The 26,435-nt window shown below is 42.3% G+C and carries 31 protein-coding genes and 2 tRNA genes; 24 read left to right on the top strand and 9 right to left on the bottom strand.

Annotation, left to right across the window (positions count from 1 at the left end; genetic code table 11):
- Nucleotides 1-195 precede the first annotated feature (195 nt).
- The 19 genes from NQ565_RS05135 (at nucleotide 196) to NQ565_RS05220 (ending at nucleotide 17,207) form a co-directional block, all read left to right on the top strand.
- Nucleotides 196-3,480 carry a DUF4450 domain-containing protein gene (locus tag NQ565_RS05135; protein WP_005652759.1) on the top strand — a complete coding sequence of 1,095 codons (3,285 nt, stop codon included), beginning with the start codon at nucleotides 196-198 and terminating at the stop codon, nucleotides 3,478-3,480.
- 23 nt (nucleotides 3,481-3,503) lie between these two features.
- Nucleotides 3,504-3,770: a hypothetical protein gene (locus tag NQ565_RS05140; RefSeq protein WP_005652757.1), complete on the top strand. Its 267-nt coding sequence runs from the start codon at nucleotides 3,504-3,506 to the stop codon at nucleotides 3,768-3,770.
- Between the two features lie 156 nt (nucleotides 3,771-3,926).
- Nucleotides 3,927-5,192 (top strand): site-specific integrase, encoded by a 1,266-nt coding sequence (locus tag NQ565_RS05145; protein ID WP_005652754.1) that lies wholly within the window; start codon nucleotides 3,927-3,929, stop codon nucleotides 5,190-5,192.
- Between the two features lies 1 nt (nucleotide 5,193).
- On the top strand, nucleotides 5,194-5,991 hold the full coding sequence (locus tag NQ565_RS05150) for a hypothetical protein (protein WP_005652752.1): 798 nt from the start codon (nucleotides 5,194-5,196) through the stop codon (nucleotides 5,989-5,991).
- Nucleotides 5,992-6,078: 87 nt separating this feature from the next.
- The gene (locus NQ565_RS05155) at nucleotides 6,079-6,387 is read left to right on the top strand and encodes a helix-turn-helix domain-containing protein (protein WP_005652751.1); all 309 of its coding nucleotides are present in this window, start codon (nucleotides 6,079-6,081) and stop codon (nucleotides 6,385-6,387) included.
- Nucleotides 6,388-6,401: 14 nt separating this feature from the next.
- The gene (locus NQ565_RS05160) at nucleotides 6,402-6,680 is read left to right on the top strand and encodes a hypothetical protein (protein WP_259830816.1); all 279 of its coding nucleotides are present in this window, start codon (nucleotides 6,402-6,404) and stop codon (nucleotides 6,678-6,680) included.
- A complete protein-coding gene (locus NQ565_RS05165) occupies nucleotides 6,673-6,963 on the top strand; it encodes a hypothetical protein (protein ID WP_005652475.1) in 291 nt (96 codons plus the stop codon). Before NQ565_RS05160 ends, NQ565_RS05165 begins: the two co-directional genes overlap by 8 nt.
- Complete coding sequence (locus NQ565_RS05170; RefSeq protein ID WP_259830818.1) at nucleotides 6,960-8,282, top strand: YfjI family protein; 1,323 nt, start codon at nucleotides 6,960-6,962, stop codon at nucleotides 8,280-8,282. Before NQ565_RS05165 ends, NQ565_RS05170 begins: the two co-directional genes overlap by 4 nt.
- A gap of 125 nt (nucleotides 8,283-8,407) precedes the next feature.
- A complete protein-coding gene (locus NQ565_RS05175; RefSeq protein ID WP_005652473.1) occupies nucleotides 8,408-9,289 on the top strand; it encodes a BT4734/BF3469 family protein in 882 nt (293 codons plus the stop codon).
- Nucleotides 9,290-9,291: 2 nt separating this feature from the next.
- A complete protein-coding gene (locus NQ565_RS05180) occupies nucleotides 9,292-9,483 on the top strand; it encodes a hypothetical protein (RefSeq protein WP_005652471.1) in 192 nt (63 codons plus the stop codon).
- Nucleotides 9,484-9,516: 33 nt separating this feature from the next.
- Nucleotides 9,517-10,122 (top strand): hypothetical protein, encoded by a 606-nt coding sequence (locus NQ565_RS05185; RefSeq protein WP_005652470.1) that lies wholly within the window; start codon nucleotides 9,517-9,519, stop codon nucleotides 10,120-10,122.
- A 12-nt stretch (nucleotides 10,123-10,134) separates the two neighbouring features.
- Nucleotides 10,135-10,398 (top strand): hypothetical protein, encoded by a 264-nt coding sequence (locus NQ565_RS05190; RefSeq protein WP_005652468.1) that lies wholly within the window; start codon nucleotides 10,135-10,137, stop codon nucleotides 10,396-10,398.
- Nucleotides 10,399-10,508: 110 nt separating this feature from the next.
- A complete protein-coding gene (locus NQ565_RS05195; RefSeq protein ID WP_005652467.1) occupies nucleotides 10,509-10,844 on the top strand; it encodes a hypothetical protein in 336 nt (111 codons plus the stop codon).
- Nucleotides 10,841-11,239, top strand: a complete 399-nt coding sequence (locus tag NQ565_RS05200) for a hypothetical protein (protein ID WP_005652465.1) — start codon at nucleotides 10,841-10,843, stop codon at nucleotides 11,237-11,239. The genes NQ565_RS05195 and NQ565_RS05200 overlap by 4 nt, the downstream gene beginning before the upstream one ends.
- Nucleotides 11,240-11,257: 18 nt before the next feature.
- The gene (locus NQ565_RS05205; protein WP_005652463.1) at nucleotides 11,258-15,280 is read left to right on the top strand and encodes a coiled-coil domain-containing protein; all 4,023 of its coding nucleotides are present in this window, start codon (nucleotides 11,258-11,260) and stop codon (nucleotides 15,278-15,280) included.
- Between the two features lie 148 nt (nucleotides 15,281-15,428).
- Entirely contained in the window at nucleotides 15,429-15,983 is a 555-nt protein-coding gene (locus NQ565_RS05210; protein ID WP_005652461.1) for a hypothetical protein, read from the top strand.
- 14 nt (nucleotides 15,984-15,997) lie between these two features.
- The gene (locus NQ565_RS05215) at nucleotides 15,998-16,315 is read left to right on the top strand and encodes a hypothetical protein (protein ID WP_005652459.1); all 318 of its coding nucleotides are present in this window, start codon (nucleotides 15,998-16,000) and stop codon (nucleotides 16,313-16,315) included.
- Nucleotides 16,316-16,532: 217 nt separating this feature from the next.
- On the top strand, nucleotides 16,533-16,718 hold the full coding sequence (locus NQ565_RS16960; protein WP_005652458.1) for a type II toxin-antitoxin system HicA family toxin: 186 nt from the start codon (nucleotides 16,533-16,535) through the stop codon (nucleotides 16,716-16,718).
- A gap of 93 nt (nucleotides 16,719-16,811) precedes the next feature.
- Nucleotides 16,812-17,207 carry a type II toxin-antitoxin system HicB family antitoxin gene (locus NQ565_RS05220; protein ID WP_005652454.1) on the top strand — a complete coding sequence of 132 codons (396 nt, stop codon included), beginning with the start codon at nucleotides 16,812-16,814 and terminating at the stop codon, nucleotides 17,205-17,207.
- 247 nt (nucleotides 17,208-17,454) lie between these two features.
- Here the strand turns inward: NQ565_RS05220 and NQ565_RS05225 are convergent, their stop codons facing one another.
- The 4 genes from NQ565_RS05225 to NQ565_RS05240 all read right to left on the bottom strand — a co-directional run bounded on the left by NQ565_RS05225 (nucleotide 17,455) and on the right by NQ565_RS05240 (nucleotide 18,741).
- Nucleotides 17,455-17,853, bottom strand: coding sequence for a hypothetical protein (locus NQ565_RS05225; RefSeq protein ID WP_005652452.1), 399 nt, complete (start codon nucleotides 17,851-17,853; stop codon nucleotides 17,455-17,457).
- A 167-nt stretch (nucleotides 17,854-18,020) separates the two neighbouring features.
- Entirely contained in the window at nucleotides 18,021-18,224 is a 204-nt protein-coding gene (locus NQ565_RS05230; RefSeq protein ID WP_005652450.1) for a hypothetical protein, read from the bottom strand.
- A 3-nt stretch (nucleotides 18,225-18,227) separates the two neighbouring features.
- Nucleotides 18,228-18,437 (bottom strand): hypothetical protein, encoded by a 210-nt coding sequence (locus NQ565_RS05235; RefSeq protein ID WP_005652449.1) that lies wholly within the window; start codon nucleotides 18,435-18,437, stop codon nucleotides 18,228-18,230.
- A 31-nt stretch (nucleotides 18,438-18,468) separates the two neighbouring features.
- Complete coding sequence (locus NQ565_RS05240) at nucleotides 18,469-18,741, bottom strand: helix-turn-helix domain-containing protein (RefSeq protein ID WP_005652447.1); 273 nt, start codon at nucleotides 18,739-18,741, stop codon at nucleotides 18,469-18,471.
- Between the two features lie 194 nt (nucleotides 18,742-18,935).
- On the opposite strand from NQ565_RS05240, the gene NQ565_RS05245 reads away from it, so the two are divergent.
- The 3 genes from NQ565_RS05245 to NQ565_RS05255 all read left to right on the top strand — a co-directional run bounded on the left by NQ565_RS05245 (nucleotide 18,936) and on the right by NQ565_RS05255 (nucleotide 19,720).
- Nucleotides 18,936-19,235 (top strand): hypothetical protein, encoded by a 300-nt coding sequence (locus NQ565_RS05245; RefSeq protein ID WP_005652445.1) that lies wholly within the window; start codon nucleotides 18,936-18,938, stop codon nucleotides 19,233-19,235.
- A 16-nt stretch (nucleotides 19,236-19,251) separates the two neighbouring features.
- On the top strand, nucleotides 19,252-19,434 hold the full coding sequence (locus NQ565_RS05250) for a hypothetical protein (RefSeq protein ID WP_005652444.1): 183 nt from the start codon (nucleotides 19,252-19,254) through the stop codon (nucleotides 19,432-19,434).
- A 106-nt stretch (nucleotides 19,435-19,540) separates the two neighbouring features.
- Nucleotides 19,541-19,720, top strand: a complete 180-nt coding sequence (locus tag NQ565_RS05255) for a hypothetical protein (protein WP_005652442.1) — start codon at nucleotides 19,541-19,543, stop codon at nucleotides 19,718-19,720.
- A 663-nt stretch (nucleotides 19,721-20,383) separates the two neighbouring features.
- Here the strand turns inward: NQ565_RS05255 and NQ565_RS05260 are convergent.
- The 3 genes from NQ565_RS05260 to NQ565_RS05270 form a co-directional block, all read right to left on the bottom strand.
- Nucleotides 20,384-20,456, bottom strand: a tRNA-Pro gene (locus NQ565_RS05260).
- 17 nt (nucleotides 20,457-20,473) lie between these two features.
- Nucleotides 20,474-20,546: transfer RNA gene (locus NQ565_RS05265), tRNA-Phe, on the bottom strand.
- Nucleotides 20,547-20,697: 151 nt separating this feature from the next.
- Nucleotides 20,698-21,699 (bottom strand): malate dehydrogenase, encoded by a 1,002-nt coding sequence (locus NQ565_RS05270; protein WP_005652438.1) that lies wholly within the window; start codon nucleotides 21,697-21,699, stop codon nucleotides 20,698-20,700.
- A gap of 285 nt (nucleotides 21,700-21,984) precedes the next feature.
- Here NQ565_RS05270 and NQ565_RS05275 point away from each other — a divergent pair, with 285 nt between their 5' ends.
- Together NQ565_RS05275 and NQ565_RS05280 are read left to right on the top strand one after the other, a co-directional pair.
- Nucleotides 21,985-22,827 (top strand): CvfB family protein, encoded by an 843-nt coding sequence (locus tag NQ565_RS05275; protein ID WP_005652436.1) that lies wholly within the window; start codon nucleotides 21,985-21,987, stop codon nucleotides 22,825-22,827.
- Between the two features lie 123 nt (nucleotides 22,828-22,950).
- Nucleotides 22,951-23,778 carry a hypothetical protein gene (locus NQ565_RS05280; protein ID WP_016661193.1) on the top strand — a complete coding sequence of 276 codons (828 nt, stop codon included), beginning with the start codon at nucleotides 22,951-22,953 and terminating at the stop codon, nucleotides 23,776-23,778.
- 190 nt (nucleotides 23,779-23,968) lie between these two features.
- On the opposite strand, the gene NQ565_RS05285 is transcribed toward NQ565_RS05280, so the two are convergent.
- Nucleotides 23,969-25,297, bottom strand: coding sequence for a TolC family protein (locus NQ565_RS05285; RefSeq protein WP_005652431.1), 1,329 nt, complete (start codon nucleotides 25,295-25,297; stop codon nucleotides 23,969-23,971).
- Between the two features lie 29 nt (nucleotides 25,298-25,326).
- Complete coding sequence (locus tag NQ565_RS05290) at nucleotides 25,327-26,433, bottom strand: efflux RND transporter periplasmic adaptor subunit (RefSeq protein WP_005652429.1); 1,107 nt, start codon at nucleotides 26,431-26,433, stop codon at nucleotides 25,327-25,329.
- Nucleotides 26,434-26,435: the final 2 nt, after the last annotated feature.

Consider the following 26,435-nt stretch of genomic DNA (forward strand, 5'->3'; position numbering starts at 1 on the left):
TGCCTCTTTGTATATAAATATTATTATATATAACTAATCTGGGACTACTCCGTACTACCCCTTTTCTGAATAGCTTGCAGAAGGGGTGCATTCAGTATACGACTGATATAGGTTCAGTCGTATACTGAATGTATTTCAATCGTATAGTGAATGGCTTTCAGTTATGCCTTCATCCTTTGAATTAAATAAAACCTTATGAACCGTATTTCTGTTTTTGCAATTATTTTTACTCTGTTTATCCCTTTGGGGGCTTACGCGCAATATGCTTCTTCGTCTAAAACTCCGAAGAAAGCAGGTGATTTGATAGAATCCACTTCCTACAATGACCATAAGCGGGGAGCTCCCCGTATGTTGCAATACTTGCCGTCCGGTGAAGAGTTTGTCTGCGTCAACGGCAAGAACCGCTACACACGTGCTTTGTATGGCGGACATACGGCATGGCGCCTGGAAACCGGCGACCGTCCGATATTTGCCACGTATGTCAAGAACGACTGCCGTAATATCCGTTTTCGCTTGCATCTGCCGGACGGTACGGTTACACCGTTGGAAGAAACCGATTGGTGCGAGGCGCGTTATAATCCGGGTACGCGTACGTATGCCTTGAAAGACAAGGCATGGGGAGAAAATTGCAGCCTGAAAGTTTCCGTATTGGCAAGTCTTACGGAAGAGATGGCCGTTTGGGAGCTTTCCGGTGAGTTGCCTGCCGGCTGCGAGCTGGAAGTGTTGAATTCGCCCATCCGCCGGAAGAAGCTTTCCCGTAGCGGAGATATGGGGGCAGACCCTCCGGGATGTTTTGAGCCGGCAGAAGACGGCACAGTGCTGCAAACACTGAAATGCCGCTTTCCGGCCGACGGGCATTTGTATGTGGGCATTTCCGGTAATGAACTGAAGGAAATACGGGATGGTGGTGTACAGTATCTTGCCCTTCAAAAGGCTTGCCGTGAACTGGCCGAACGCATCAGAATCACTACTCCCGATCCTTATTTCAATACGCTTGGCGGTGCACTTGCTGTTGCTGCCGACGGTATCTGGGGGGAAGAGGGCGTGTGGCTGCATGGAGCTGTCGGCTGGCGTATGCCGTTGAGCGGCTGGCGTGCCGCATACGTAGGCGATGTGTTGGGCTGGCACGACCGCGCACGCACTCATTTTGACAACTATGCTGCCAGTCAGGTGACCGAAGTTCCCAATACGATTTCGCATCCGGCACAGGATTCTGCCCTTGCGCTTGCACGTTCGGCCAAGATATGGGGAACGCCGCAATACAGCAACGGATATATCTGCCGCAATCCTCGCCGTAACAATCAGATGCACCATTATGACATGAATCTCTGTTACATAGACGAACTGTTGTGGCACTTCAACTGGACGGGCGACCTTGAGTATGCCCGCCGCATGTGGCCGTTGCTGACACTGCATCTTGCTTGGGAAAAACGCAACTTCGACCCGGACAACGACGGCTTGTACGATGCCTACGCCTGCATTTGGGCAAGCGATGCGCTGTATTATAACAGTGGCGCCGTTACGCACAGCTCTGCCTATAACTATCGCGGCAATAAACTGGCTGCACTGATTGCTGAGAAGATAGGCGAAGACCCCACACCCTATCGGGAAGAGGCCGATAAGATATTGAAAGCGCTCAACACCCGTCTCTGGTTGCCGGAGAGAGGACATTGGGCGGAATTCCAAGATTTCATGGGCCATCGCCGTCTGCATGAAGATGCTGCCGTATGGACCGTCTATCACGCTCTCGACAGCGATGTGGCCGATTCGTTTCAGGCATATCTTGCCACAAGTTACATAGACCGTGAAATTCCTCATATTCCTGTCGTGACTTCGGATGACGTGCTTGCCGCCGATGCTGCTTTGCCTGTCAATGCAGGCCCGTACGCTCATTGGCAGGAACAGTTGAAGGCAGCGGGTGCTGTCGTCAATGCCGGAAAGTATGCCACTGTGGCCACTACCGACTGGATGCCGTATTTATGGAGCATTAACAATGTGGCCTTTGCCGAAGTGATGCACACGTCGCTCGCTTATTTTCAGGCAGGACGCAGAGAGGCAGGCTTCAAATTGCTGAAAAGTTCTGTTCTGGACGGCATGTACCTGGGCGATAGTCCGGGCAATTTCGGGCAGATAAGTTTCTATGATGCTGCCCGGGGCGAATGTTACCGCGACTTCGGCGACCCTATCGGAGTGGCTTCCCGCGCATTGATTCAGGGGCTTTACGGAATCTTGCCCGATGCTTTGAACGGTCGTCTGCTGATAAAACCCGGTTTCCCGGAAGAGTGGGAGTATGCTTCACTGCATACGCCGGATATAGACTTTGACTTTAAAGCGGGCGAAGTGGCTACCGGTAAGTATTCTTCCCGCGACTGTTCGCTTTATACCGTTACACACCGTTTGCCTGCCGTACGGAATCTGGAATTGCAATTCCCAGCACGTCGTTCGGCTGTGGCGCGTTTGACAGTAAACGGCCAGAATGCAGCGTGGAGACTGGTTGAAAATTCAGTTGGACGGCCCATGCTTTCCGTTTCCGTTCCTGCTGCTTCCGATGAGGAGGTAACAATCAATGTCGCTTGGGAAGGAGAGTTGCTTGAAGCTCCTGCTTCTGTCGATGCTTATCCTGCAACTCGCGTCCGTAAGGCGGGACCCGTCAGTTTCATTGCTATGGAACAGGGACAGATGAAATGGTGGGCGCCGGTAGAGCACCCGGTATCCGATAAGGGTAAGAAACCTGTTCCGGCAGGTGATTTTAAAGCAGTCGATTCAGCCCGATGCACTCCTGTCGATATGCAGAAAGTGTTCAATGCGAATGTAACGGATATTTTCCGCAATGAATACCTGTCGCCGCGTTCTCCGTACACCACGTTGCAGTTGCCCAAACAGGGAATAGGCGAGTGGTGTCATCCGCTGAAGACAGCAGATATAGATGATTCGGGTTTGCGTGCCGCTGTGCGTAAAGGCTTGTTGGAGACAAAGCTCGGGATACCTTTCCGTACTCCTGCCGAAGGGCATAACATTGCTTTCACCTCTCTTTGGGACAATTATCCGGACAGTCTGCAAATTCCCCTGCAAGGCAAGGCTTCCCGTGCCTATTTACTAATGGCAGGCAGTACTAACCACATGCAGTGCCATATCGACAATGGCGTAATCCGTGTGTATTATGAAGACGGTACTTGCGACACCTTGTCTTTGGTGAATCCGGACAACTGGCCGCCCATCGAACAGATATTCTTTGAAGATGGAAAGTCTTTTAACCGTCATGCACCGTCTCTCTATCGCCTGCGTCTGAAGACCGGTGAACTGAGCAATAATTTCGGTGAGGAACTTGGCTTTACCGGAGTGTCTCGCGAGGTGGACGGTGGTGCCGCCGTACTGTTGGAAATGCCGTTGAATGCAGGAAAAAAGCTTTCGCACCTTGTACTGGAGACACTCTCCAATGAGGTGGTGATAGGAATAATGGGCATTACGCTTCAACGATGAAACCGTATTTTAAATAAAAGATTATGGAACATTTCAAGAGACTTGCCTTTTGCATGCTTTACCTCTTCACCTTTATCTGGCAGCTTAGTGCACAAGTTAAGAAGATTCCGCAGTGGGGAGCGGTTCGAGATAGTGTTGCAAGGTACTGCCAAAGGAACCTTATATCTGATGTTGCGGGTGATAATATAAATAAAAAACCACTGCTTTTACAGTGGTTTTTTCATGTCGGAATGAGGCGACTTGTAACCTGTTTTTCTTCTTTTTCTTCTATTTTGTTTTTGTTTGTGTAAATTGTATGTTTATCAATGTCTTATGAAAATGCTATCAACAAAGAGAAACAAAGATAAAACAAATAAAATAAAGAATTTGCGGAACAAAAACGGAACAAATATAGGAATTGTTCCGCTAATCATGTATCTTTGCTTTTGGATTTAAAAGTGAAGAATATGGCAAATATAAAATTTCTCATCCGTGATATGAATGCCGACAATGAGCAAACCATATACATAACTTCCCGCTTTGGTAGAAATGAAAAGCTCATGTATGCCACACCATTGAAAATTGAACCTTTGTTTTGGGATGAAAAGAAAGAGTGTGTTAAAAATTCAAAGTATTGTGTCAATAAGGACGAGATTAATGTAGCCCTTAAAAGTATTGAAGGGAAAATAAACTCTTTCATTGCAGAAGCAACAACAAAAGGTGAACCAATTACTAAAGACAGTCTTAGAAATTTTCTTGATATTCACTTCGGAAAGAAAGTGGCGGCTGCACATGATTTTCATTCGTTCTTTGAGGAGTTTATCCGGTTATGTGATACAAGAGTAAGCCCACGTAGAGGCGGTCAGACTATCGACTATAAAACGAAACGTGAGTATGCACGCACTTACTATTATATTCAAGAATACGAGAAGAAAAGGAAAATACGACTGGAATTCCGAAGTATAAATCAATCTTTCTTTAGTGATTTTGTTGCTTTCTTGCAAGAACTGGGATTGAGCACTAATACTATTTGGCACAAAACAGTAAGCCTTAAGGCTGTAATGAAAGCAGCTAATGAGCAGGAACTAACGGATAACACTAAATATCAACTATTCAAAAATGTATCAGAGGAGAGCCAGGCTGTTGCTTTGAGTGAGGATGAACTTGATACGCTTGCATCTTTTGATTTTTCGCATTCTCCCCGATTGGAACGAACACGGGATTTGTTTCTCGTAGGTTGTTGGACTGGATTACGGTTCTCTGATTTTACACGTATTAGAGAAGAAAATATAAAAGACGGGATGATAACCATTCAACAACAGAAAACGAATGAGTTTGTAACCATTCCTTTGCATCCGGTATTCTTACGTATTTGGGAGAAGTATAACGGCAATCTTCCAGGTAATATAAGCAATCAGAAATTCAACGATAATTTGAAAGATGTATGTAGGGAAGCCGGGTTAACGGAACATGTGATGAAATCAATAACCAAAGGTGGTAAGAAGCAAACTACTATTTATGAAAAGTGGCAACTCGTTTCTTCACATACAGCCCGGAGAAGTTTTGCAACCAATCTATATAAATCCGGTTTCCCAAGTATTAGCATTATGCAGATAACCGGACATAAGACAGAAAATAGCTTTCTGAAATATATCAAAGTGACTAAAGAAGAACATGCTAAGATGCTGATGGTGCATTGGCAAAAGAAAGGTAGTTTATTAAAAACTGTATAATATGGAAAATGCAAGAGCTTTTTTTGATTATGTACGTGATTACATGATAGAAGAAATCAAAAAAGGAGAGACGTATAAAGTAAAAGAAGAACTTTATCCATCTTTAGGAAATGTTGACTATTATAGGCTTACTGAATATGTTGAAAAAGTTGCTAATAAATTATTTTCAATGTGTAAAGAAGACCGACCGATTTATGCAAAACTAATGATAGAGTGTATAAATATTTATTATGGTATTTGCTATGATAGTGTGGAAATGGTTACGACTGACGTTATAAATAAGAAGACAGGTAAATCCCGAAAAGAAAAGGAGTATGTTTATATTTATGAATTTAAGGGGGAGAAATTTGATATGTCTGCTGCTATGTCAGATATTGATGATTTTGTGGAAGCTGTATTTGGGTTATTCTTAGATTTTGGGGTAGATGTCTATTCTATAATAAAAAAATTAGAAGAAAAAGCCGCTCGTTCCGATTGTTATGATGAGTTAGAGGACATATTAGCTTTTGCTGCTAACGGTCCAGTTTTTAATTTGAATAAAGGAATACGTAAAAAGCTGCCAAGAGCAAAAACAACGGAACAAGTGGATGTTATTAGAACTTTTATCAAAAGTGCTGGTGTAAAGTATAAGGACGATACAGCCTTAGCGGAGTTTATATCGTGGCTTTGTGGCGGCACGGAGGATTCTGTTAGAAAGAATGGAATAGTGCCTAATACCGGTTACGGAAATGAAAAGGAATTGAAGAAGCAATTTGCCAATATTGGAATAGATTATGATAAAGGCACTATAAAACATTGATGTGATATAAAAATTGTCATATGACAATGAATGTGACACCATAAAAATCACTATATTTTTGCATCCATAGAGTTAAAATAATAGCTTATGGATGCAAATTTTTTATCCCCCAATGCAATGTTAATTCAAGGCGCAACAATGAGTGACCTTGAGAATATGATGAGCCGCATTCTTGATAAGAAGCTGGCTAATATAATAGAATCTACTCCCAAAGTAGAGGACTTTCCGAAAGACATACTGTATAAACGCAAAGACGCAGCTATACGGTTGCAAATTTCCTTACCTACCTTAGACGCATGGACGAGAGCTGGCATTATTAATGGCCGCCGGATAGGTACACGCATTTACTACACAGAGAAGGATATTAACAATGCTTTGAAAAAGGCGTGTAAATAATGGAGGGCGTGACTATGAAAGAAAAGAAAAAGGTAGCCTCATCGACTACCAATCTCCCCAACTACGAGGGCAAAGATACTAATTCTTCCCGAAATATCAGGGCTGTCAGAAAACTATTTTTATCAGGCGATAAATTTACAGCCAGGCGGATTAATGAACTGGTAGGCTTTAATGATGCCCGTAAGGCTATTTCTGAATTACGCCATAAGGAAGGCATGAACATCCAGGATATTCGGTTGTCAAACGGTTGCAAATTATACTGGCTGGCAGAGAAAGGGGGACACAATGAATGAAGAAAGTAAAATCTCCCAAATAAAACTGTTATCAGAGTGTTTTGCGGAATCCCCTAAAACCATGTATCAGGCCGAGCGGGAAACAGGTGTAAGGATTGCCAATATTTGTCGTTTTATAGACAAGATGAAGAAAAGCGGCAATATCCGTAAGGTATCATCCGGCAAATGTCCCATATCACACAGGAAAGCCGGATTCTATACGAGCAACCGGGAATACTTCAAAGACGATAAACAGCCTTCACTTTTTTGTGATTTCTGGAACGGTATAAAATTAAAGCCATGAACATAAGTGTAAATAACAAAACTTTGTCCGATGTGCTTGTATTACCTATTGACGGGCTTTCAGCAAATACACAAGAGATAATTAGAGAAGTGTCGGAAGTGTATCAGTGCAGCCGTGATATAGTACTGGCTGCAATGTTTAGTGCGGTCGGTGTAGCAGTCGGCAAAAAAATAAGGATTTCCGATAGCAAGTATTTTAACTATCCGTGTCTTTGGGCGTGTGCAGTCGCCCCGTCCGGTTCTAACAAGTCCACCCCTGTACGCTTCATTCTGCAACCTTTAAAGGATAGGGACGCAAACGAATACAAGGCATACAGGGAAGAGCTGAAGGTTTTCAAGGATTCAAAGGATGAGCATAAGGAAAGACCGATATTCAGGCAGTTGCTTTTAAGCGATTCCACACCCGAAGCGAGGAACCAGGTATTATCTACCAGCCACAACGGAATATTGCTTTACAGGGACGAAATAAAGGGCTTTCTTGACGATATAGGACGATATAACAAGAGTGGCGAGGTAAGCCAATTATTATCGGTCTTTGATTCTGATAACATTGTAATAAACCGAAAGTCAGATGATACGCTATTAGTCGAAGAGCCATTTATGGGTGTTTTAGGAACAATTCAGCCTGACGTACTTGCGGACACATTCGGTAACGACCTGCTTATGAACAACGGCTTTAATCAAAGGTGGCTATTCGTTTACCCGGATGAAAATCCGTCTGCAATGTATTCGGAGAAGTCTATCAGCAAAGAGGTACGGGAAGCATGGAGCAGTTACATTAATGCTTTATTGGATGCAGATTTCAAGGCTGGTGGATGCGATACGGTCTATATCATTGATGAGGCAAAACGTCTCTATATCGAATACTATAACGAATTACAGGTAAAGAAGCAAAGTACGGATGATAGCTACATGTGTGCCGTATATTCAAAACTGCAAATCATAGTGGAACGCTGGGCTTTGATAACACACCTGTTAGGAGATAATACGGGTATGAGCCGTATTTTGCCGAAAGAAATGGAGTATTCAATCAGATGTATGGGTTACTTCGAGAGATGTGCGGAAAAGGTGTATATGAAGCTGACGGAAAACAGAAAACAGCCGGAAGCGAAAACAATGGGTAAAGAGGAAATGATAGCTAATGTTTACCATTTGACTAACCCGGTCAGTCAAAGCGCTGTTGCTGATGCGATTGGGGTTTCAAAGCAATACATATCAAAATGCCTAAAGAAATACCCTAAGTTGACAGGTTGTCGGTTGACAGATACTGAAAGTGTTGATATACAACAAGATATAAACAAAACTGCGTCAACCTTGTAACTTGTGGTTTTTCAAAAGCTTAAGCATAGAGATAGACTGATAAAATTGCATAAACACCTATAAATTAAAAGTTTAATAGTAACAATCCGACAACCGGTCAACCGTCTACTAATTTTTATAAGATTATGAAGAAAGATATTTTTGATGTAGAGATTTCCGTTTATAACGGTGTGAAAGATGTGTACGGCACAACGTGCAAACTCCGTGATTTCCTTTTCAGCAAGAAGCACGTTTCGGAGATTGAACGCCTGCGTTCTTTGCCGACAAAGGAAGAAAAGAACGAGGTAAAGAAGCGTTTGCCTATGGCTTGCATAAGTGGGTTATTCCAGCCGACACGGAAAGCGGAAAACCTTGTAAGACATTCCGGGCTTATCTGCGTGGATATTGACCGAAAGGATAATTTACATATAGATAACTGGGACGAAATAAAGCAGGAGCTTTGCAAGTTGAAAGAAATAGCCTATATCAGTCTTTCGGTAAGCGGCAACGGCTATTTTGTCATTATTCCGTTGAAATACCCCCACGCACATAAAGGGCAATTCGAGAAGCTGAAACAGGACTTTGCACGGATAGGTATCATTATAGATCCTGCTTGCGGTGATGTAACCCGGATGCGCTGTTTGTCCTATGATGCGGAACCTTATATCAATGTTGAGGCAATCCCCTACGATGGATATTACAAAGAGCCACGTCCGACAAACAGTTATCAATATTCAGGCGGTGATAACGTATTGGATAAGGTGGCAAAGTGCTGTGAGAAGATAGAAGCCAACGGAATAGACATCACAGGCGATTACAAGGACTGGTTTACGGTCGGTTGTGCGTTGGCTTCATTGGGTGAAAGCGGCCGTTCCTTCTTCCATATATGCAGCAGACAGAACACAAAGTATAAATACGCTGAAACCGACAAGAAGTTTTCCAACCTATTGCGTACTGGGAAGCGTATCGGAATCGGCTCTTTCTTCGAGATATGCAAGGATTACGGGATAACCTACAAAGATGCTTAGGAATGGAAGTAGAAATCATACACGGTCAAATTGTTGCCAAAGCCAACGGTTATGAGTCAGTAGAAGATATGGCGGAAAAGACTATCGGTCAGGCAAAGTTCAATGAGATGTTCGGGGGCGTGCCGGAATGGATTAGAACCGATGCAGAGGGAAATTTCATATTCGTAGGGATGAATCCTATGTTATTTAACTAAATACTTATTTATTAATAATTTAAATTTTATTTCATGGAAAAGATTAGAAAAAACGGACTGGAGAAAGTAATCAACCGTCATAAGGCGGAATGCAGCAAAATTCAGCCTATTGTAAACACGATGCTTGAAACCGGTTTCTGTTTTACGACCGATGAGCTGAAAGATTTGGCATCCGTATGTTCCAAATTGTACAAACAGGCTGAAAATATGGCTAAGGAAGAAGCGGCACGCTCGAAGGTCAAATTTCGGAGTAATGCAGATTATACCGAAACTCTGGAATATCTAAATGATGCTGTCTCACGGAATGCAGACGCATTGAGAAAAGCGTTGCTTTACCACACGCAGAACCCGTTGGAAATTAAGGCATACGAGGTCACGGACGGAGTTGTACAGGTCTCTTCCCGTTGGATTGAGGAGAAAGATGCGGAATATACCATCTTGCCGACAGAGAACAGAGAACAGGCGAAACTGCTTGTGGATAATGTCCGGCAGGCAATTGACGAACTTAACGCACTTGTCAGTCACAACCGTTTCTTCGGTAAGGGTATCAGTACATCACTGGATTCTCGGAGATGTCTTTGCTGGCTCGATGGAGACGGCAATTTCCACGAGGAAAAAGAAAACTATGAATTTATTTAAAACCAACAAAAAATGACACAAGAAGAACGGAAAAAATTCGATGCCTTTCAACGGCAATTGAATGAAAGCCCGGTTAATAGAATCAACTTCTTTGCCGGGATGGATGAAAAGTGTGCGATTGCAAACACCCCCTATGAACAATGGGCTTTGCAGTCGGAATATGAGAACAAAGCCATTTGCAAACATCTGGGCATTGAATATCGAAAGGAAGATTTTGCGGTATCGGCAGAAGGGCTTGCAAAGCAATGGGCGGGCGGATTACCCGACATGGAATAGCAAGATAGAGATGTTGGTTTATGTCTATTGTCCCGACAAAGCCAACATCTCTTGCCAACCATATTTAAACGGGACATTTACGGATTGTAGAATAAAACAATTGAACAATAATGAATAATACAATAATTATCGCACAACGGGCATACGATTGTACGTCTGTTTCAGTAAACAACATAAGTAAGGCATGTAAGGAAATACAAGAACTTTCTTTGCACTGTAACAACATTACGGAATTATGTAACAGCATGGACACACCGACAATATGCAATGCATTGTCTCTTCTGCTTGCCGGGAACCTCTCTTTGGCGAAAGACTTTTCTTTAGGTCAAAGAACCGAACTTGAAGATGCCTTTCAAATCTTATTTTCAGACATCTTGCTCAATGCCCAAAAATACGGAATTATGGCACAGAAGATATGTGAAATGACAGCAACGGCGAAAAAATGAAAGTAGAAGTTGATTTTTCCGGCTTAGATGAGTTCTTGGAAGATGCAGAGAACGAAATCAAACAAGGTATGATAGAAGTAGCCCATGCCGGCGTGGACTACTCAAAAGAAACGGGGGACTACCAAAACCATACCCACAACCTACGTAGTGCACCCGGTTCGGCAGTCGTGATAAATGGTGAAATCGTAGATATGTATGTACCGGCAGAACCCGGACATGAGGACGCCAAAAGCAAGACGGAGAATCTATTGATTTACGGTAAGCGTCCCCAAAACGGAATTATCATTGCCGATGGTATGGAATACGCATCTTACGTTGAGGGCAAGGGACGTGAGGTCATTTCTCAGGGCGCTTTACATATCGTTACGGAAGTCGGTAAGAAATTTAGTAAATAACCATTATTTTTATCAGTTATGGCAGGATTGAGATTTAATATAGACGCAGATATTGCAAGATTTACGCAGTTGGTAAAACGCATACAGGAAGTGCGTAAGGAGATGGATAAGTTAGCAAAGTTCTCTCCGAAATACGATAAACTGTATGAAGAGTTTAGAAAAATAAAGACGGAGCTTGACACCATGCAAAAGAAGTTTGCGGAAATCCAAACAGCTTTGGCGCAAGTGGATATAGCCAAAGGGGTTGTTGACAGTTCCCAAAAGATACGGAAAGAAACAGATGAAACGAGCGATAGTATAAAACATTATGCGGATTCCTTGAGGGGAGTTAAAGAACAGCTTAAATCTGTAACTGACGAAATAGATATGATGTCGGCGGCTCAGAGAAGCTCGGTTTCCGGGGCAAACGCTGTAAAACAGTATGCCGGGCTGAAAGCACAGTTGAAGGTTGCGGCTGACGAAATGCGTTCGTTTGCCAAAGAGCAGGAGAATATTATAAAAGTCCAAAAGGCGGCTGATGGTTCCATTGCCCAGCTTCGCAGACAACTCTCATTGCTGACGTTCCAATATGACAATCTATCACGTGGTTTGCGTAACGGTGCCACCGGCAAGGAACTGATTATACAAATTCAGTCGGTGACAAAGGAACTTAACGAAGCGGAACAGGCATCTATGAGATTTTACCGAAATGTAGGCAACTATGCTTCAGGTTGGAACGGTCTTAATGTACAGGTGCAACAACTGGCTCGTGAACTTCCGTCTTTAGCAGTTTCCATGAATACTTTTTTCCTTGCTATTTCAAATAACCTTCCGATGTTGATTGATGAAATCAAGTTAGCGCAAGACCGTCTAAAAGCACTAAAGGATGAAGGGAAACAAGGCACTCCGGTATGGAAACAGCTTGCAAAATCATTATTAGGATGGCAGACGGCTTTGGTTGTCGGCATTACTCTCCTGTCCTCTTATGGTAACGAACTTGCAGACTGGGTGAAAGGATTATTCAAGGCTAAAGAGAATATAGATGTACTTAAAGAGGCGTTAACTGCATATAACGATGCAAGTTTAGAAGGACGTAAAGAAGCGCAGGAACAACTAACAAGGTTGAGACTATTGTACAATGCAGCCGTAGACGCTTCTAAAGGGACGGAATCGCAGACTAAAGCGGTCAAAGCATTAAAAGAAGAATTTGCCTCTTCTTTTGAGAGTATGAGCAACCAAACTATTATGCTAGGAAAGGCTAAAGCTGCTTATGATAGTCTGACACAATCTATAATAAATAACGCCAAAGCGAGGGCTTATGTTAGTAAAATTACTGAAAAACAAGAAGAACGCATAGAACTGGAAGAACAGTTGCTACAAGCAAAGAAGAACCTTGAAGAAACAAAAAGTTTACAAGATTTACAGGAAGCGGGCAATGTAAGGAATACGGCGGGCGCTGCATTTGCCCCGATTACTGCTGGTTCTAAAGAGCTTGCTGATGCAGCTGGGGATGTAAGTAAATTCTCTAAAGAAGTCGATGTTTTAACGACAAAAATTGCAAGCATTGATGAAACGATTAAGAGGCTGGAAGATTCAATAAATATTTCTGACCTTCTTTTTGACCCAGCAAAAACACCTGAAAAGGACAAGGAGGTCAAATATCTTGATTCCTATTTGCAGCAGAAAGCCATAAAGAAATCCGAGCAGGACATTTTAGACACCATTACCCAAAGCCAACTGAATGCGCAAAAAATGGTAGCGGATTTGATGCAAGACGGGAATGTGAAAGAGTTGGCACAAATAAACGCTAACTATGACACCAAAATAGTGGAAATTCAAAAAAGGGAAAGAGAACTTTTGCAGACTTTACAGGATGCGGAATATGAACAGTGGAAACAGGCAAACCCTGATTATCAGAAGAAAGGATTACAGTTCACATCCACTGTTACGGAGTTGCCACAAGATAAACGGACAGAATTGGATGCAGAATATTCAGCAGCATATCAGCTACAACAGAGTGCCACCGCAAAGCTACTATCCAATACTCTTGCAAAATACCGTGATTTTGCGGCTCAAAGGACTGCCATTGAGAAACAGATGAATGATGATATATTTTTCTTAAGGAGACAGCGTACAGAAAGCAATGCAGAAGAAATAGACCGTGCCATACAAGTAGCCAAAGACAAGGCAAAAGAAAGCATTCAGGCAGTGACAGATGAGGAGAACAAAGCTTTGGCTAACCAAGATAATGATTTTTTAAGGATGCTCTTCGGGGATGTCTCACAAATGGCGTTTTCCGATTTGTCCGAATTACTGAAACAGGCACGGCAGCTAAGGAGCTATCTTTCAGGGAAAGATAATAAGGAAGGTATTACGTTCATATCCCCCGAACAACTCAAAGCCATAGAAGAAAGTCCGGAAGAATTGGATAAACTTAAAAAGGCACTTGATAAACTGTTAGGGGCTGGGAAGAAGCAAAACAAATGGAGCAATATTTTCGAGACATTCAAAACGGGTTTTGCCGACTTAAAAAGCGCACAAGGTTTTAAGGAAATTTCCGGTGCTATTGGTATGATTTCCGGTGCGGCAGGGCAAGCGGCCGGAGAGATAGCCACAATGTTTGAAGCTATGGGCAAGGACAGTGCCGCCAATGTTATAGGAAGTTTGGGAGAAGTCTTGAGCTCGATTTCCAATATCGGCCAGGCTTTTGCAACGGGCGGCCCGGTAGCCGGGGCTTTTGCGGCTGTCGGTGAAATATTCTCTTTGATAGGGAAAGGAGCACAAGAAACAGCTAAGCACAGGCAAGTCCTTGAAGATGTAATGAATGATACAATAGCGCAACAAAGGGAATATAACCTGCTTTTGCTGGAACAAAATCTCTTGTATGAGAAAGCCAGTACGATATTTGGCGTTGATTCTTATGCCAAAGCAGAAAATGCGGTTCGTGTATTAAAGGATGCCATATCAGATTTAAACAAGGAATTGGCAGGAACTACGGAACAGCAAAAGAAATTTGCATATAGGAAAACCGGCAGTGTAGCTCTTGATAAAGTTTTTAATAGGAATTATTCCCAATCGAAAGACCGTTATTCCGGTCTTGCCGATATTGAAATTAAGACCGGAAGCTATACTACTGGTGCATGGTTCTGGAAAAAACAGCATGATGTCTATACTTCCGTTCTTGATGTCTATCCTGAATTAATAGATGCCAACGGAGAATTCAATAAAGAATTGGCGGAATCTATCATAAATACCCGTGAAATGTCTGACGAGGATAAAGCCGCCTTGCAAGGAATGATAGACCTTGCAGAACAGGCAGAAGCCGCATTCGATTCTTTGAATGATTACATGACGGATATTTTCGGAGAACTGGGAGGCAGCATGAGCCATGCGCTCGTAGACGCATTCAAGAATGGCACAGATGCGGCTGAATCATTTACACAATCTGTTTCTGAAATGTTGGAGACATTAGCAGAGCAGATGATTTATTCCGTTACGCTTGGCCCGTTACTCGAAGAAGCACAAAAAGAAATGATGACCGTGATGAAAAATCAAAATCTTACGGACGAGCAAAGGTTCTCCCAGTGGACTAATATACTTAAGGGACTGACGAATGATGCAGTCGCCAAACAAGATGAGGCCAAACAGCTATACGAAGCTTTCCGTCAATCGGCGGGAGATATGGGATTTGATGTGTTCTCTCCTGATTCCACCCGTGAGGCTTCACAGAAAACGGGAATTACAGCATCGCAAGATAGTGTAGACAAAATAGACGGAATGGCTACAACAATGATGGGGCATACATACTCCATCAACGAAAATGTCAACCGTATGGCTAATGGCATTGACAGTCTTTTGAACTATGCCTCTTCCGGTCTTTCATTAACTACGGATATAGAAAGAACGGCTAAAGCAATTGAAAGCCAAAGCAGGGATGCTCTTAACCACTTGGCAAACATTGATAACTATACGTCTAATCTTGTAGAAATGAGGGAATACATGTATGCCGTGAAAAACGGTATTGACACATTAAACACTAAAGGGTTAACACTTAAACGATGAAAGGATAAAATCCCTATCAGTAATTTATTGTCTTTCGGGTGGGTTTTCTATAATAGGGAAGTCTGCCCGAACCATTGGTTAGGGTATTTATGTATATGTACATGAAGAAAACGGATATTCGCTAAGTATTTAGGCAGAAATTTGAGATATGGCAACATTTATAGATTACATACCAAGAATTACATTATCAAACTTAAAGGAGTTGATAAAACGGCAATCAGAAACGGATGCAACGTTGTGTGCACGTTTCACTCTCAAAGGCATTCAATATACCGCCGTTGTTTTCTTGAATAAGAATGAAATGCTTTTTTATTGGGACTATGAAGGAGAGCACAGAAAGGTAACTGTTTCTCTCTGTTCAGAACCGAGCAATTTAGGGAAAGGGCAGGTTTGGTATTTCCTTTGCCCCTATACCGGGCGTAAATGCCGGACACTATTCCTTAACGGCAAGGTGATAGCCAGCAGATATGCTTTCTGTCATGTTTACAGCTATCAAAACGAGAGCAGAATAAACCGGCTTCTTTCCAGCTTTGGTAAAAACGATAGTCCAGAACGCAAGTACGGCAAGAAAACGTACAAAGGAAAAGTAACCCCTTACGGTAAGAGAGTTAGTAAGTACTACTCCAAGCTACACCGTTTTAATGTCATGCTGGAGAACTGGATGCTTTCCCGAAAACAGCTTGAAATCAAGTTGAAGGAGTAAAAAGATGTAGCGAAATGGGGAGAAAGCAGAAAAACATAATCGAAACGAACAAGCCTTTTTCGCTCCGTGTCATTTATGCAGGTGGCGGAATGTATGAAGTCGTTTTCGCTTATCAAGAAATAAAGCTTTATCAGCCACTTTCAAACGAACAATATAGGGAATACCGAAAACTGTGTTACCTGTACCCTGTAAGGGCTAAAAACTACCTTCTTGACTTTATAAACTTTGAGGGTACACCATACAAAAGGAGTGACTTTGAGTTTTTAGGCAAGGACAAGGAACCGACAAAGGAAATGATAACACTTTGGCAGGAGATAGAAAAAGGGTTATAGGCTGATTTACATGCCCTAAAACAGAATGAGGGCGGGTTACTTTGCCGGTTGCATTTTCGTAAGTCGTTGAAACAAAAGCTAAACGTATTTTTGCGTTGAGTGATTAATAAAGGCATGTTTTTCACAAATGTAGCAAAATAGTTATGTTTTTATTTGGTGAATTATAGCAAAAACGCTATCTTTGTATTGTCTTAATAAATAAACGGTCTTTTACATTATGAAGTACAATCAGTTTTTTGCGGAACTTACCGCAGCAGGTTGTTACGTTCTCAGGCATGGGGCAAACCATGATATTTGGTATAGCCCTAAAACGGGAAACAAATTTGCTTTGTCAAGGCACGGTAAACAAGAAGTACCTACCGGAATGGAACGTAAAGCAAGAAAGGTTCTTTTGGGGGAGTAATCCCCCGCCTTTGTGCTTCATACCTAAAAGGCTGTAAATGTTGAGGCAATGGGGTCGGCGTATTGCCGTCCCCTTTTACTAAAAAGAGGAAGTATGAAAGTAACTGTAATCATGGAAAAGGCGAGCGATGGGTATTACTCATGCTTTGTAGAGGAAGATTTGCCCGGCTTTGGTTTGGCTGGATATGGAGATACGGCAGAAGCGGCCAAAGAGGATATGATGAAAGCGTATGAGGAAATAAAAGAGATGCAGGCAGAAGAAGGTAAGGAAGTGCCGGAACTGGAGTTTACCTACAAGTATGATATGCAATCTTTTTTTAACTATTTCTCATTCCTGAATGTTACTAAGGTAGCAGAGTTAGCAGGTATCAACGCTTCATTGATGCGGCAATACACATCAGGTGTAACCAATGCCGGACAAAAACAGTATGACAAGATACGTGTAGCGGTGGAAAGGATTTCAAAGGAGCTTTCCGCAGCCACATTCTAAAGATAGTGTACCGCCGTGAGGCGAGACCGTTTATTAAGACAATGAAGCCCCGTTCCGGTTATTTCGGTTCGGGGTTTTTCCTTGCGACCATAAATTAAGAGGTTGACGTATATCCCTATGTAATTGTTTGTATATCAGTAGTTCTGACGATTATCAACCGTCAACCTGTCAACCAATACTATAAATTAGATAATTGCAGTATTTGTTGATTATAAAATCTTGCAACCACAATTCTGTAGCCTCGGTATCATTTTCTAATGATTAATTGTTCCACTTTATCAAAGGTGTCATAAACACTAAAATCTATAGAGTTATCAAAATTTTGCAAACGTCTGGTGAAAAAGCGCACAATTTTAGCATAATGTTCAGTCCAATATTCTTTTTTCCTTTCTGAACCATCGGTTAAAGTCTTATTATATAAATCGGAAACAAACATAAAAAATGCTTGCCGGTATAAATCTAAGGCCTTCTCTGATTCGTTCTTTAAAAGGCATATTTGAGCTTCTTCTATTCGTTTGTTATCAAGAAAAGAAAGTTGTTTTGAACTTATTTTCTTTACGTTATTAGCCATCCCCCATAATTTGAAAAACAAAATGATTTGCAGGAATGCAAATACAAGGATTGTAATAGAAATCAGGTTGTTCATAAGTATTATATTTAGTATTAGCAATACGCAAATATAGTGGAAAAGTTGAAAACAAGAAATTCTCCGACCTTACTATTCTGATGAAAACCTCAAAAAACGCTCACATTGGGAGATAAACAGAATGTGAGCGTTTGGCAGTTATGAGAAATAAATTATTCTGATTCTATCTATATGAAAATCTCCATTATTGTAACAGGGGGAAATTCATTTTGTAATATGCAATTTTCTGCTTCCTCTTTTGAATCAAAGAATTTGATTTTATCTGCATCACTGTATATGTCCGAAGTAGGTATTAGGCTATATGTTCCATAAGAATTTAAAAATAACACAGAGGAATTTAAAACTCCTTTTATAATATATTTCTTTTTCATATTTTATTTCTTTAGTTCTAAAATGTCAATAGGGAATCTATTATAATTTGGCAGATTATCATCCAAATTATTAGGACGGCATTCAGCATATCCCGTAGGAACTGAATGTTTTAAATCTGCATCATACACTTTTTCTATCCGAGTAATATAATATTCCTTCCCATTTTGTGTATTTATTACTACGTCAGATTCTTTGAATTTTTTTTCGCTCATAGTATTACCTCCTTATTTTATTAAGTTAAGTTTATAAATTCTCCGCTAACTTCTTAATATCATCCTTACTCGTAACCTTGTGGATAGTTCCGTCTAATTCAATGTAGCCGTTTATGTTGGTTGGTTCCTCGAACAGTTCGGTTATTCTCACATTTAGGGCACTGGCGATTTTCTCCAAAGTATCTTTGGTAGGATTACCATTGATTGCCTTAGATAACCCCACAGCTGATAATCCTATTCTTTCTGCTAACTCTTTTTGGGTTATTCCTGCTTGTTTGCAGATTCCCAATATTCGTAACTTCATAATTATACTTATAGTTTATTTCTTGCAAATATATAAAATTATAGTATTAGTTGCTATTCTTTGGATAAAAATATACTATGTGTATATTGAATTAGTTTTTATTAACTGTATAATGTTTGTTTGCGTTATAATTATAGTTATGTTTGCATCGTAATAATAAAACTAAATGTTTAACGATTAGCATACATACAATTATGAAACGCTACAACTTAAGCAAGATAATGAAAGAAGCTCATCAGATTAAGAAGTACATGAAGCTGTATTCCCTCACTCATGAAGTAAAGAATTGGGCGGACTGTCTAAAACTTGCTTGGGTTAACGAAAAGAAGCGTGTGTCTAATGAAGAGGCGATAAACGCAGAAAAAGAAGCAATGGAAGCTTATTTAGCCGAACCTGCAAGACGCAGCGTTTATGATGATTTATCAATCCCGACATCCGCTTACTATACCAATAACAACAAAGGGCGTTTCGGTTCTCATTACGTAGGTGATTAACTTAATACATTATATCATGGAAGAAAACAGACAACTTGTAGGCAATATTTGCGCCTCTATTGAAGAACTTGGTAATGTGATAGTAGATAATGTAGCTGCATCACACAAAGATTATGAAATAATGATTGCTTCTTTGGATAATTCGATAGCTGAAATAAAGAAGAGATTAGGAAATGTATTGCCACGTAAACAAGCATAGATGCACGTTGAGGTTCAACCAGCGAAATCACGTTATGACGTCCCGCCAGCAATACGGCTGGCGGGCAGATGGCAGAAATAACGACTAAAACAAATATTCATCTATTATGGAAATCAGCACAGCAATGATGCAACACATCCTCCGATTGACGGAAGGATATACGGATTTATTGAACGAACTTAAGGAAGTCAAGGCGGAACTTGCAGAACTCAAAGGAGCAAAGCCCAAGAAACCGACGATTCATGAAACCAAATACCCGCACATGAGTATAATAATGAAGAAATGATTGTATAAGGTAGGGCAACACCTTGCAAGATACGAAGGAATTAGACACACAAGAATAACACTTTACCTATTTCCCTATAGACGGACTGAACGGCACCAGGTAGCTAGAACCTGGTAGGGAGCAAAGCACACTTACCCAATACCTTTGCATAATCGGAGGCGAGATACAGAACATAAGCAGATGCACACAAAAATGTGTTGGAAGCGGTTCTTTCGTTTGTATGGTAGTAAAAGAGAGGTTATAACAATACCATAAATTAGATAGTTGACGTAGTTTTTGATGCAAACATCTATAATACAAAGTATTACAATACAGTCAACCGTCAACCTGTCAACCAATACTATAATTTTATGTGTTGCGCTTTGTTTTGGTTTAATACATTGTGTATCTGTTTTAAGTGCGACCGCAACCCGGCAACCTGGGGGACTTATTTAGATATTCTTTTTTTACCCACCGTTGAAGATAAAAAAGGGGCATCTTTATCCGGATGTCCCTAATTGGATTTAAAAGCTATATCGGACACTTCCGAAAGCATTTGTTGCAAAGATAGGGAGAAAGAGGTAAACCCAGACAGAAATACCTATTATTTTTATTTATTGCAGATTTAGCGGAACAATAACGGAACAAAAAAGGTCTAACTCGTTGAGAGTTAGACCCTATGTGTCGGAATGAGGCGACTCGAACGCCCGACCCCTACGTCCCGAACGTAGTGCGCTACCAACTGCGCTACATTCCGATACCTTTTTCGAAAAGTGGTGCCACCAGGAATCGAACCGGGGACACAAGGATTTTCAGTCCTTTGCTCTACCAACTGAGCTATGGCACCTTTTCCGTTTGCGGGTGCAAAGATAAAGATATTTTTTTATACTACAAGGCTTTTTGAGGAAAAATATTAGAAAAATCCCCTTTGTAGCTTTTAAAACAAGAACAAAGGGGATATTTGTATTATTTATGAGTATAGATTTCTACGTAGTTGTTTAATCTATATTCGGATTGATACTGTGCCAGTCTTTAATGGGCGGCAATACGCCCATTCCTATAACTTCGTCGCGTAGTTTACAGAGGTGGGCGTAACTTTCTTTCAGTTTAGCCTCTTCTTCGGGAGTACCTTTCAGCTCTTTGTAGTGCACACCGTCCTTATTGATTTCGGTTTCCATAGCCATCATGATATGGTCGAAACCATGACTGTGTACATATGTGCCTGCCGGCCAGCGGAAAGGCTTTCCACCCATGGCGGCAGCAATCATTTCTATGGAAATATACGCAGGGCTTTGGAAAGAAGAACGACCGCGTAAAGCGATAATGTTAGCGCCGCCTTTGGTAACTTTGGTCTGTATTTCTGCCCATTCTTCCTTTGTCAGGGCAGGAGTGCCGATGATATCCAGCAACGGTTTCCCATCTACTTTGGTGGTAGAAGCATATACAGCCATTTGTTCGCCATGTCCGCCATATGTACGGCAGTTCTCTATCTTATCGGGAGCAATGCCGAAATGTTTGGAAAGTTCGCTACGCAGGCGGGTACTGTCAAGGGCTGCCAGTGTTGTAACCTGAGATGGCTTCAATCCTGAGTACAATAATGTAATCAGGCCGGTAATATCGGCCGGGTTAAAGATGACAACCACGTGCTTCACATCCGGGCAGTAAGCTTTCACGTTCTTACCGAATTCTTCGGCAATGGCGGCATTGCCTTTTAGCAAATCCTCACGGGTCATACCTGCTTTACGGGCTGCACCACCGGAAGACACTACATATTTGGCATTGGTCAGAGCCTCTTTAATGTCGGATGTGAATGTCAGGTTCAGGCCTTCGAATCCGCAGTGGAACATTTCTTCCGCCACACCTTCCAGACCGGGAGCATAAGGGTCGTATAAACAGATGTTCGGGGTGAGGTGCATCATGATTGCAGTCTGTGCCATGTTGGAGCCGATCATACCGGCTGCACCTACAATGGTCAGCTTTTCGTTTGTAATAAATTCCATAATTATATTATTTAAAGGTGAATAATAAACGCTTTTGTCTATTGTTACGTTACAAAGATAACCGTTTTCCGGAAGAGTTGTTTATATAAAAAAGTTATCTTTTAGAGCGAAAAGTTATTCCTTATTTTTATCAAGGTAGGATGCGGCTCGGCAGTACCCGCGCTCAAAAGCGAGCTTTTGGCTTGGTATTGCGCTCACCTTTCGCTATCTTTGCGCAGGATGCCGGAATAGGCTGTGTTCTATTGCGTATCGTTCTTGTTATAAATATTACGAAATATAATTTGTATGAGTATAGAGTTAGGAAAGTTCAATACCTTGAGGGTGGTGAAAGAGGTTGATTTCGGCATGTATCTGGATGGTGGTGAAGAAGGAGAAATTCTGCTTCCGTCGCGTTATGTGCCCGAAAACTGCAAGCCGGGAGATGAACTGACTGTGTTTATCTACCTGGATAACGAGGAACGGTTGGTAGCTACCACACTGACACCATTAGTACAGGTCGGTGAGTTTGCCTGTTTGGAAGTGGCATGGATAAATCAATACGGCGCTTTCCTCAACTGGGGGTTGATGAAAGATTTGTTTGTTCCTTTCCGTGAACAGAAAATGAAGATGCAGGTTGGGAAGCAATATGTAATCCATGCTCATCTGGATGATGAGAGTTACCGGATTGTAGCCTCTGCCAAAGTGGACCGTTATCTTTCGAAAGAAAAAGCGCCTTATGAACCCGGTCAGGAAGTCAGCATACTTATCTGGCAGAAGACTGATTTAGGTTTTAAGGCTATTATTGAGAACCGATATAGCGGTTTGCTGTATGAAAGCGAGATATTTCAACCTCTGCATACAGGCATGACATTGAAGGCTTATGTAAAGCAGGTTCGCGAGGATGGAAAGATTGACCTGATACTTCAGAAACCGGGGCAGGGCAAGGTGGAAGACTTTGCTGCTACCTTATTGGATTATATCCGTGAGCAGGGCGGACACATCACTTTGCATGACAAGAGCCCTGCCGAAGAGATTTACGATACATTCGGTGTCAGCAAGAAAACCTTTAAAAAAGCAGTTGGCGATTTATACAAAAAACATCTGGTATCGCTGCAGGAAAATGGGATTGAACTGGCAAAAAAACTCTAATCCCTACCTGCAATAGGGTTTTCCCTATAACATATTAGAGAGAAACAGAAGGATGGGGGAAAATATTCCCCTATTTTTGTTTTTACTAAAATGATGGAATATAAACTTGTAAAGAACGCTGCCATGAAACGAATATTATTTATGTTGTTTGCCGTGATAATGAGTACTGCTGTCTGCCATGCGGCCATGAGCAATAGTAAAGTGCGTAAAGAAACACGCTTTCTTACGGATAAGATGGCTTATGAACTGAATCTGAATACGGCTCAGTATAATGATGTATATGAAATTAATTATGACTTTATTTCAGGTGTACGTTATCTGATGGATGATGTGCTGAGGGGTGAAGAATGGGCGTTGAATCGGTATTACGATTATCTGGATATACGCAATGACGATTTACGTTGGGTATTGAGCCGCAGACAGTATTCCCGTTTCATGCAGGCTGCCTACTTCTTCCGTCCGATTTATGTGAGTGGCGGGCATTGGTCTTTCCGGATTTATGTTACTTATACCAATCCGAATCATTTCTACTATCCGCGTCCTTATCATTATCGTACTTACTGTGGCGGACATAACCGTGTTCATTATCATAATGTAAGCTATTACCGGGGCAGACATAACTATCCTACCTATAACGGCTCTTTCCGTATCCGTGATAATAAATCGTACCATACAAGCCGGCGTTCGGATTTCGGTTCGGTTCATATCCGTCCCAATTCCGGTACGCGCCCTAATAACGTGGAACAGTCCAATCGCCGTCCTGCTACCAACAGTCCGGTACGCCGTTCCGATACTAAGAAGGAAGTAAATGCTCCTAAACGCGGGCAGAGTATTCAGAAGGAAAACGAAAGCGTAAGACGACGCAGCAACTCTTCTTCATCCTCTACGCGTACAACACGTTCTTCTTCCCGTTCGTCAGAAAGAAGTAAAGAAGCGTCAAGACGAAATTAAACGCTTATCCATGTGTATTTATAACTGATAAACGGGGGATACTTCAATATACCTGATGATTTCTTTCAGGCACGGAATTCACGGAAAAAGAAGTAAAGAAAATCTGTGTTTTCCGTGTAGTCCGTGCCTGAAAAGAAAATAAATAAAAAGTGTTCATCTCCTTACAAACACACAACAACTAAAATTATATTTATTCGATAGGCTCTCCTTTATAAAAGTCCAGTATCTTGGTACGGAACAGGTACTCGTATTTGGCTTGTAGTTCATCGGATTGTGCTTTCATCAGGTTCTGCTTGGCCTCATTGTATTCTACGGTGTTCGCTTTCCCGTTTTCGTATTTCTCGCTCATCAGCTTAAACGATGCTTCGCTTGCCGAGGCTGCCGCGCTGCTGCTTGTGTACTTGCTTTCGGATGCTGCCGCATTGTACCATGCCTGCTGAATTTCTTTGTAGAGGTCCTTCTTGGCATTATCCAGTTGCAAGGAGTAGTTTTCACGTTGCAGGCGGGCTGTACGTACCCGGTTGCGTGTAGCCAGTCTGTTAAAGATGGGAACACTCAGATTAAAACCGATGTATTTGTTGAAATTATCACTCATTTGCCGGCTGAAAGTGCGATTGATTGTCGAATAATAATTCGTACCGAGACTCCCGCTGAGAGTCAGTTGCGGATAGTAACCGCTTTGGGCGATTCGGATACTGTGTTTACTTCCTTCCAGACGATACTGTGCAGCTTGTATTGAGGCCTTGCAACCTAATGCTAACTGATATATTTCGTCCGGAGAAGCCAATGGGATAAGTTCTATTGTTGCGGCAGGATTTTCCAAGAGGAAACCTTCCGGTGTTTCCAGTTCGATAAGCTGGCTGAGGTCGAGCAATGCCAGTTGATAGTTATTGCCCGTCTGTACCGCATTCATCTCATCCTGCGCTACACGTGCTTTGGCTTCGGCAACTTCTGCCGGAGAGGCTTTCCCTACTTCTGCCAGCCGCTCTATGCGGTTGCATTGTTCTTTGCTCAGCTCTACTTGTCCTAAAGAAACCCGGTGCAGTTCTTCGTTGAACAGTACCTGTAAGTAGGCTGAGGCTATATTGATGGAGATATCTTCTTTGGCTTTCTCCAAGTCGGCAAGAGCGGCTTTTAGGTTTAATTTGGCCAAAGCATACTGGTTGGGTATCTCGAGTCCGGTAAACAGTGGAATACTGGTGGAAACGGACATATTTGTACCGTGACTGCCTGTGTTGACATATACGGTGGAGTAATCACCGGTACTCTCGTCCTTGATAGCGGTCTGCGTGCGTCCCCAGTTCCAGTTTTGTCCGGCACTGGCATTAAGGTTCGGCAGTCGTGCCCATTTGGCGGTATTCACTTCAACACTGCTTTGTTCGGCTGCATTGGCTGTCCGGCGGATGTCGATATTATGCTCGATGGCGTAGTCTATACATTGCCGTAGCGACCAGCGGTCTTGCGCCTGAACTTGTATGCAAGCCAGAACGGCCATATATATAAGTATCTTTTTCTTCATGGCGTTTTTGCTTCTTCTAAGTATAACGGTTATTTATCTTTTTTCTCGGCGCCACGCACTTTGTCTTTGGCAGTCAGGCCGCTTTTGACGGCAATTTTGATACCGTCGCTCATGCCTACTTCTATCTGTTGGCGTTTGAACTTCTGTTGAGGTACACTGTCGGTCAGTACATATACAAAGGTGCTGTCTCCACTGAACTCAACCGTACTTTCCGGCAGGGCGAGCGTCTTGAGGGCACGTTCCAGCACAATTTCCGCATTGGCGGAATAGCCGGAACGGATTTGTACGCTGTCCGGCGCCTGGATGGCCGCTTTGATTTCGAATTGGTTGGCTCCGTTTTCTTCTACGCCTTTCGGAGATATGTATTCCAGTACGGCGTTGAACGAGAGGTTTTGCAATGCACCGATAGTCAGCTTTACCGGCATGCCTTCGTGTACGCGGCCTACCTCGGTCTCATCCAGGTTGCCCCGGAAGATGAGGTCATTCATATTGGCAACCGTGGCGATTGTTGTTCCGTCGTTGAACGTATTGCTCATGATAACGGAGTTGCCGACTTTGATAGGTACGTCCAGAATCAGTCCGGTAATGGTGGAACGAATCAATGTGCTGCTGAATGAAGCGCTGTTCTTGGTGATACCTTCCTTTACGATTTCCAGATTGTCTTTGGCTGTTTGCAATTCCTCCCGTGCCTGTTTTACGTTCACTTCCCCCTTTTCGTATTCTTCGTTGCTGATGAGTTTGTCATTAAACAACTTCTCGACACGGGCAAAGTCCGTTTCGGCTTGTTTGGCATTGATTTCTGCCAGACGGACGCGGCTTTCGGCAGAGTTCAGCGTGCCCAGTTCGGGGATAACCTTTACTTTGGCAATCACTTCGCCTTGCTTGACGCTTTGTCCGGCTTCTTTATATACTTCGGAAATGATACCGGATATTTGCGGCTTGATAAGCACTTCATCTCTGGGCTCCACTTTTCCGGTGGCTACGGTTGTCTTTTCCAAATCGGCTGTTTCCGGAACGATGGTCTCATATACCTTTACAGTGGGCTGGGATTTCCGGTACAAAAACACGAATGTCCAGATAAATATGGCAGCTACTACCGCCAGTGATGCGATTTTCAGATACTTCTTTGTTTTCATCT

Source organism: Bacteroides stercoris ATCC 43183, assembly GCF_025147325.1.
Lineage (GTDB): Bacteria > Bacteroidota > Bacteroidia > Bacteroidales > Bacteroidaceae > Bacteroides > Bacteroides stercoris.

Bases quoted from the DNA above. Each gene is read 5' to 3' on its own strand.
- NQ565_RS05140 (WP_005652757.1), top strand. From the start codon at position 3,504: ATGGAACATTTCAAGAGACTTGCCTTTTGCATGCTTTACCTCTTCACC.
- NQ565_RS05245 (WP_005652445.1), top strand. From the start codon at position 18,936: ATGAAACGCTACAACTTAAGCAAGATAATGAAAGAAGCTCATCAGATT.
- NQ565_RS05190 (WP_005652468.1), top strand. From the start codon at position 10,135: ATGACACAAGAAGAACGGAAAAAATTCGATGCCTTTCAACGGCAATTG.
- NQ565_RS05215 (WP_005652459.1), top strand. From the start codon at position 15,998: ATGGGGAGAAAGCAGAAAAACATAATCGAAACGAACAAGCCTTTTTCG.
- NQ565_RS05205 (WP_005652463.1), top strand. From the start codon at position 11,258: ATGGCAGGATTGAGATTTAATATAGACGCAGATATTGCAAGATTTACG.
- NQ565_RS16960 (WP_005652458.1), top strand. From the start codon at position 16,533: ATGAAGTACAATCAGTTTTTTGCGGAACTTACCGCAGCAGGTTGTTAC.
- NQ565_RS05250 (WP_005652444.1), top strand. From the start codon at position 19,252: ATGGAAGAAAACAGACAACTTGTAGGCAATATTTGCGCCTCTATTGAA.
- NQ565_RS05290 (WP_005652429.1), bottom strand. From the start codon at position 26,433: ATGAAAACAAAGAAGTATCTGAAAATCGCATCACTGGCGGTAGTAGCT.
- NQ565_RS05225 (WP_005652452.1), bottom strand. From the start codon at position 17,853: ATGAACAACCTGATTTCTATTACAATCCTTGTATTTGCATTCCTGCAA.
- NQ565_RS05270 (WP_005652438.1), bottom strand. From the start codon at position 21,699: ATGGAATTTATTACAAACGAAAAGCTGACCATTGTAGGTGCAGCCGGT.
- NQ565_RS05170 (WP_259830818.1), top strand. From the start codon at position 6,960: ATGAACATAAGTGTAAATAACAAAACTTTGTCCGATGTGCTTGTATTA.
- NQ565_RS05135 (WP_005652759.1), top strand. From the start codon at position 196: ATGAACCGTATTTCTGTTTTTGCAATTATTTTTACTCTGTTTATCCCT.
- NQ565_RS05195 (WP_005652467.1), top strand. From the start codon at position 10,509: ATGAATAATACAATAATTATCGCACAACGGGCATACGATTGTACGTCT.
- NQ565_RS05255 (WP_005652442.1), top strand. From the start codon at position 19,541: ATGGAAATCAGCACAGCAATGATGCAACACATCCTCCGATTGACGGAA.
- NQ565_RS05235 (WP_005652449.1), bottom strand. From the start codon at position 18,437: ATGAGCGAAAAAAAATTCAAAGAATCTGACGTAGTAATAAATACACAA.
- NQ565_RS05280 (WP_016661193.1), top strand. From the start codon at position 22,951: ATGAAACGAATATTATTTATGTTGTTTGCCGTGATAATGAGTACTGCT.
- NQ565_RS05285 (WP_005652431.1), bottom strand. From the start codon at position 25,297: ATGAAGAAAAAGATACTTATATATATGGCCGTTCTGGCTTGCATACAA.
- NQ565_RS05275 (WP_005652436.1), top strand. From the start codon at position 21,985: ATGAGTATAGAGTTAGGAAAGTTCAATACCTTGAGGGTGGTGAAAGAG.
- NQ565_RS05145 (WP_005652754.1), top strand. From the start codon at position 3,927: ATGGCAAATATAAAATTTCTCATCCGTGATATGAATGCCGACAATGAG.
- NQ565_RS05160 (WP_259830816.1), top strand. From the start codon at position 6,402: ATGAAAGAAAAGAAAAAGGTAGCCTCATCGACTACCAATCTCCCCAAC.
- NQ565_RS05180 (WP_005652471.1), top strand. From the start codon at position 9,292: ATGGAAGTAGAAATCATACACGGTCAAATTGTTGCCAAAGCCAACGGT.
- NQ565_RS05185 (WP_005652470.1), top strand. From the start codon at position 9,517: ATGGAAAAGATTAGAAAAAACGGACTGGAGAAAGTAATCAACCGTCAT.
- NQ565_RS05155 (WP_005652751.1), top strand. From the start codon at position 6,079: ATGGATGCAAATTTTTTATCCCCCAATGCAATGTTAATTCAAGGCGCA.
- NQ565_RS05220 (WP_005652454.1), top strand. From the start codon at position 16,812: ATGAAAGTAACTGTAATCATGGAAAAGGCGAGCGATGGGTATTACTCA.
- NQ565_RS05150 (WP_005652752.1), top strand. From the start codon at position 5,194: ATGGAAAATGCAAGAGCTTTTTTTGATTATGTACGTGATTACATGATA.
- NQ565_RS05165 (WP_005652475.1), top strand. From the start codon at position 6,673: ATGAATGAAGAAAGTAAAATCTCCCAAATAAAACTGTTATCAGAGTGT.
- NQ565_RS05240 (WP_005652447.1), bottom strand. From the start codon at position 18,741: ATGAAGTTACGAATATTGGGAATCTGCAAACAAGCAGGAATAACCCAA.
- NQ565_RS05210 (WP_005652461.1), top strand. From the start codon at position 15,429: ATGGCAACATTTATAGATTACATACCAAGAATTACATTATCAAACTTA.
- NQ565_RS05175 (WP_005652473.1), top strand. From the start codon at position 8,408: ATGAAGAAAGATATTTTTGATGTAGAGATTTCCGTTTATAACGGTGTG.
- NQ565_RS05200 (WP_005652465.1), top strand. From the start codon at position 10,841: ATGAAAGTAGAAGTTGATTTTTCCGGCTTAGATGAGTTCTTGGAAGAT.
- NQ565_RS05230 (WP_005652450.1), bottom strand. From the start codon at position 18,224: ATGAAAAAGAAATATATTATAAAAGGAGTTTTAAATTCCTCTGTGTTA.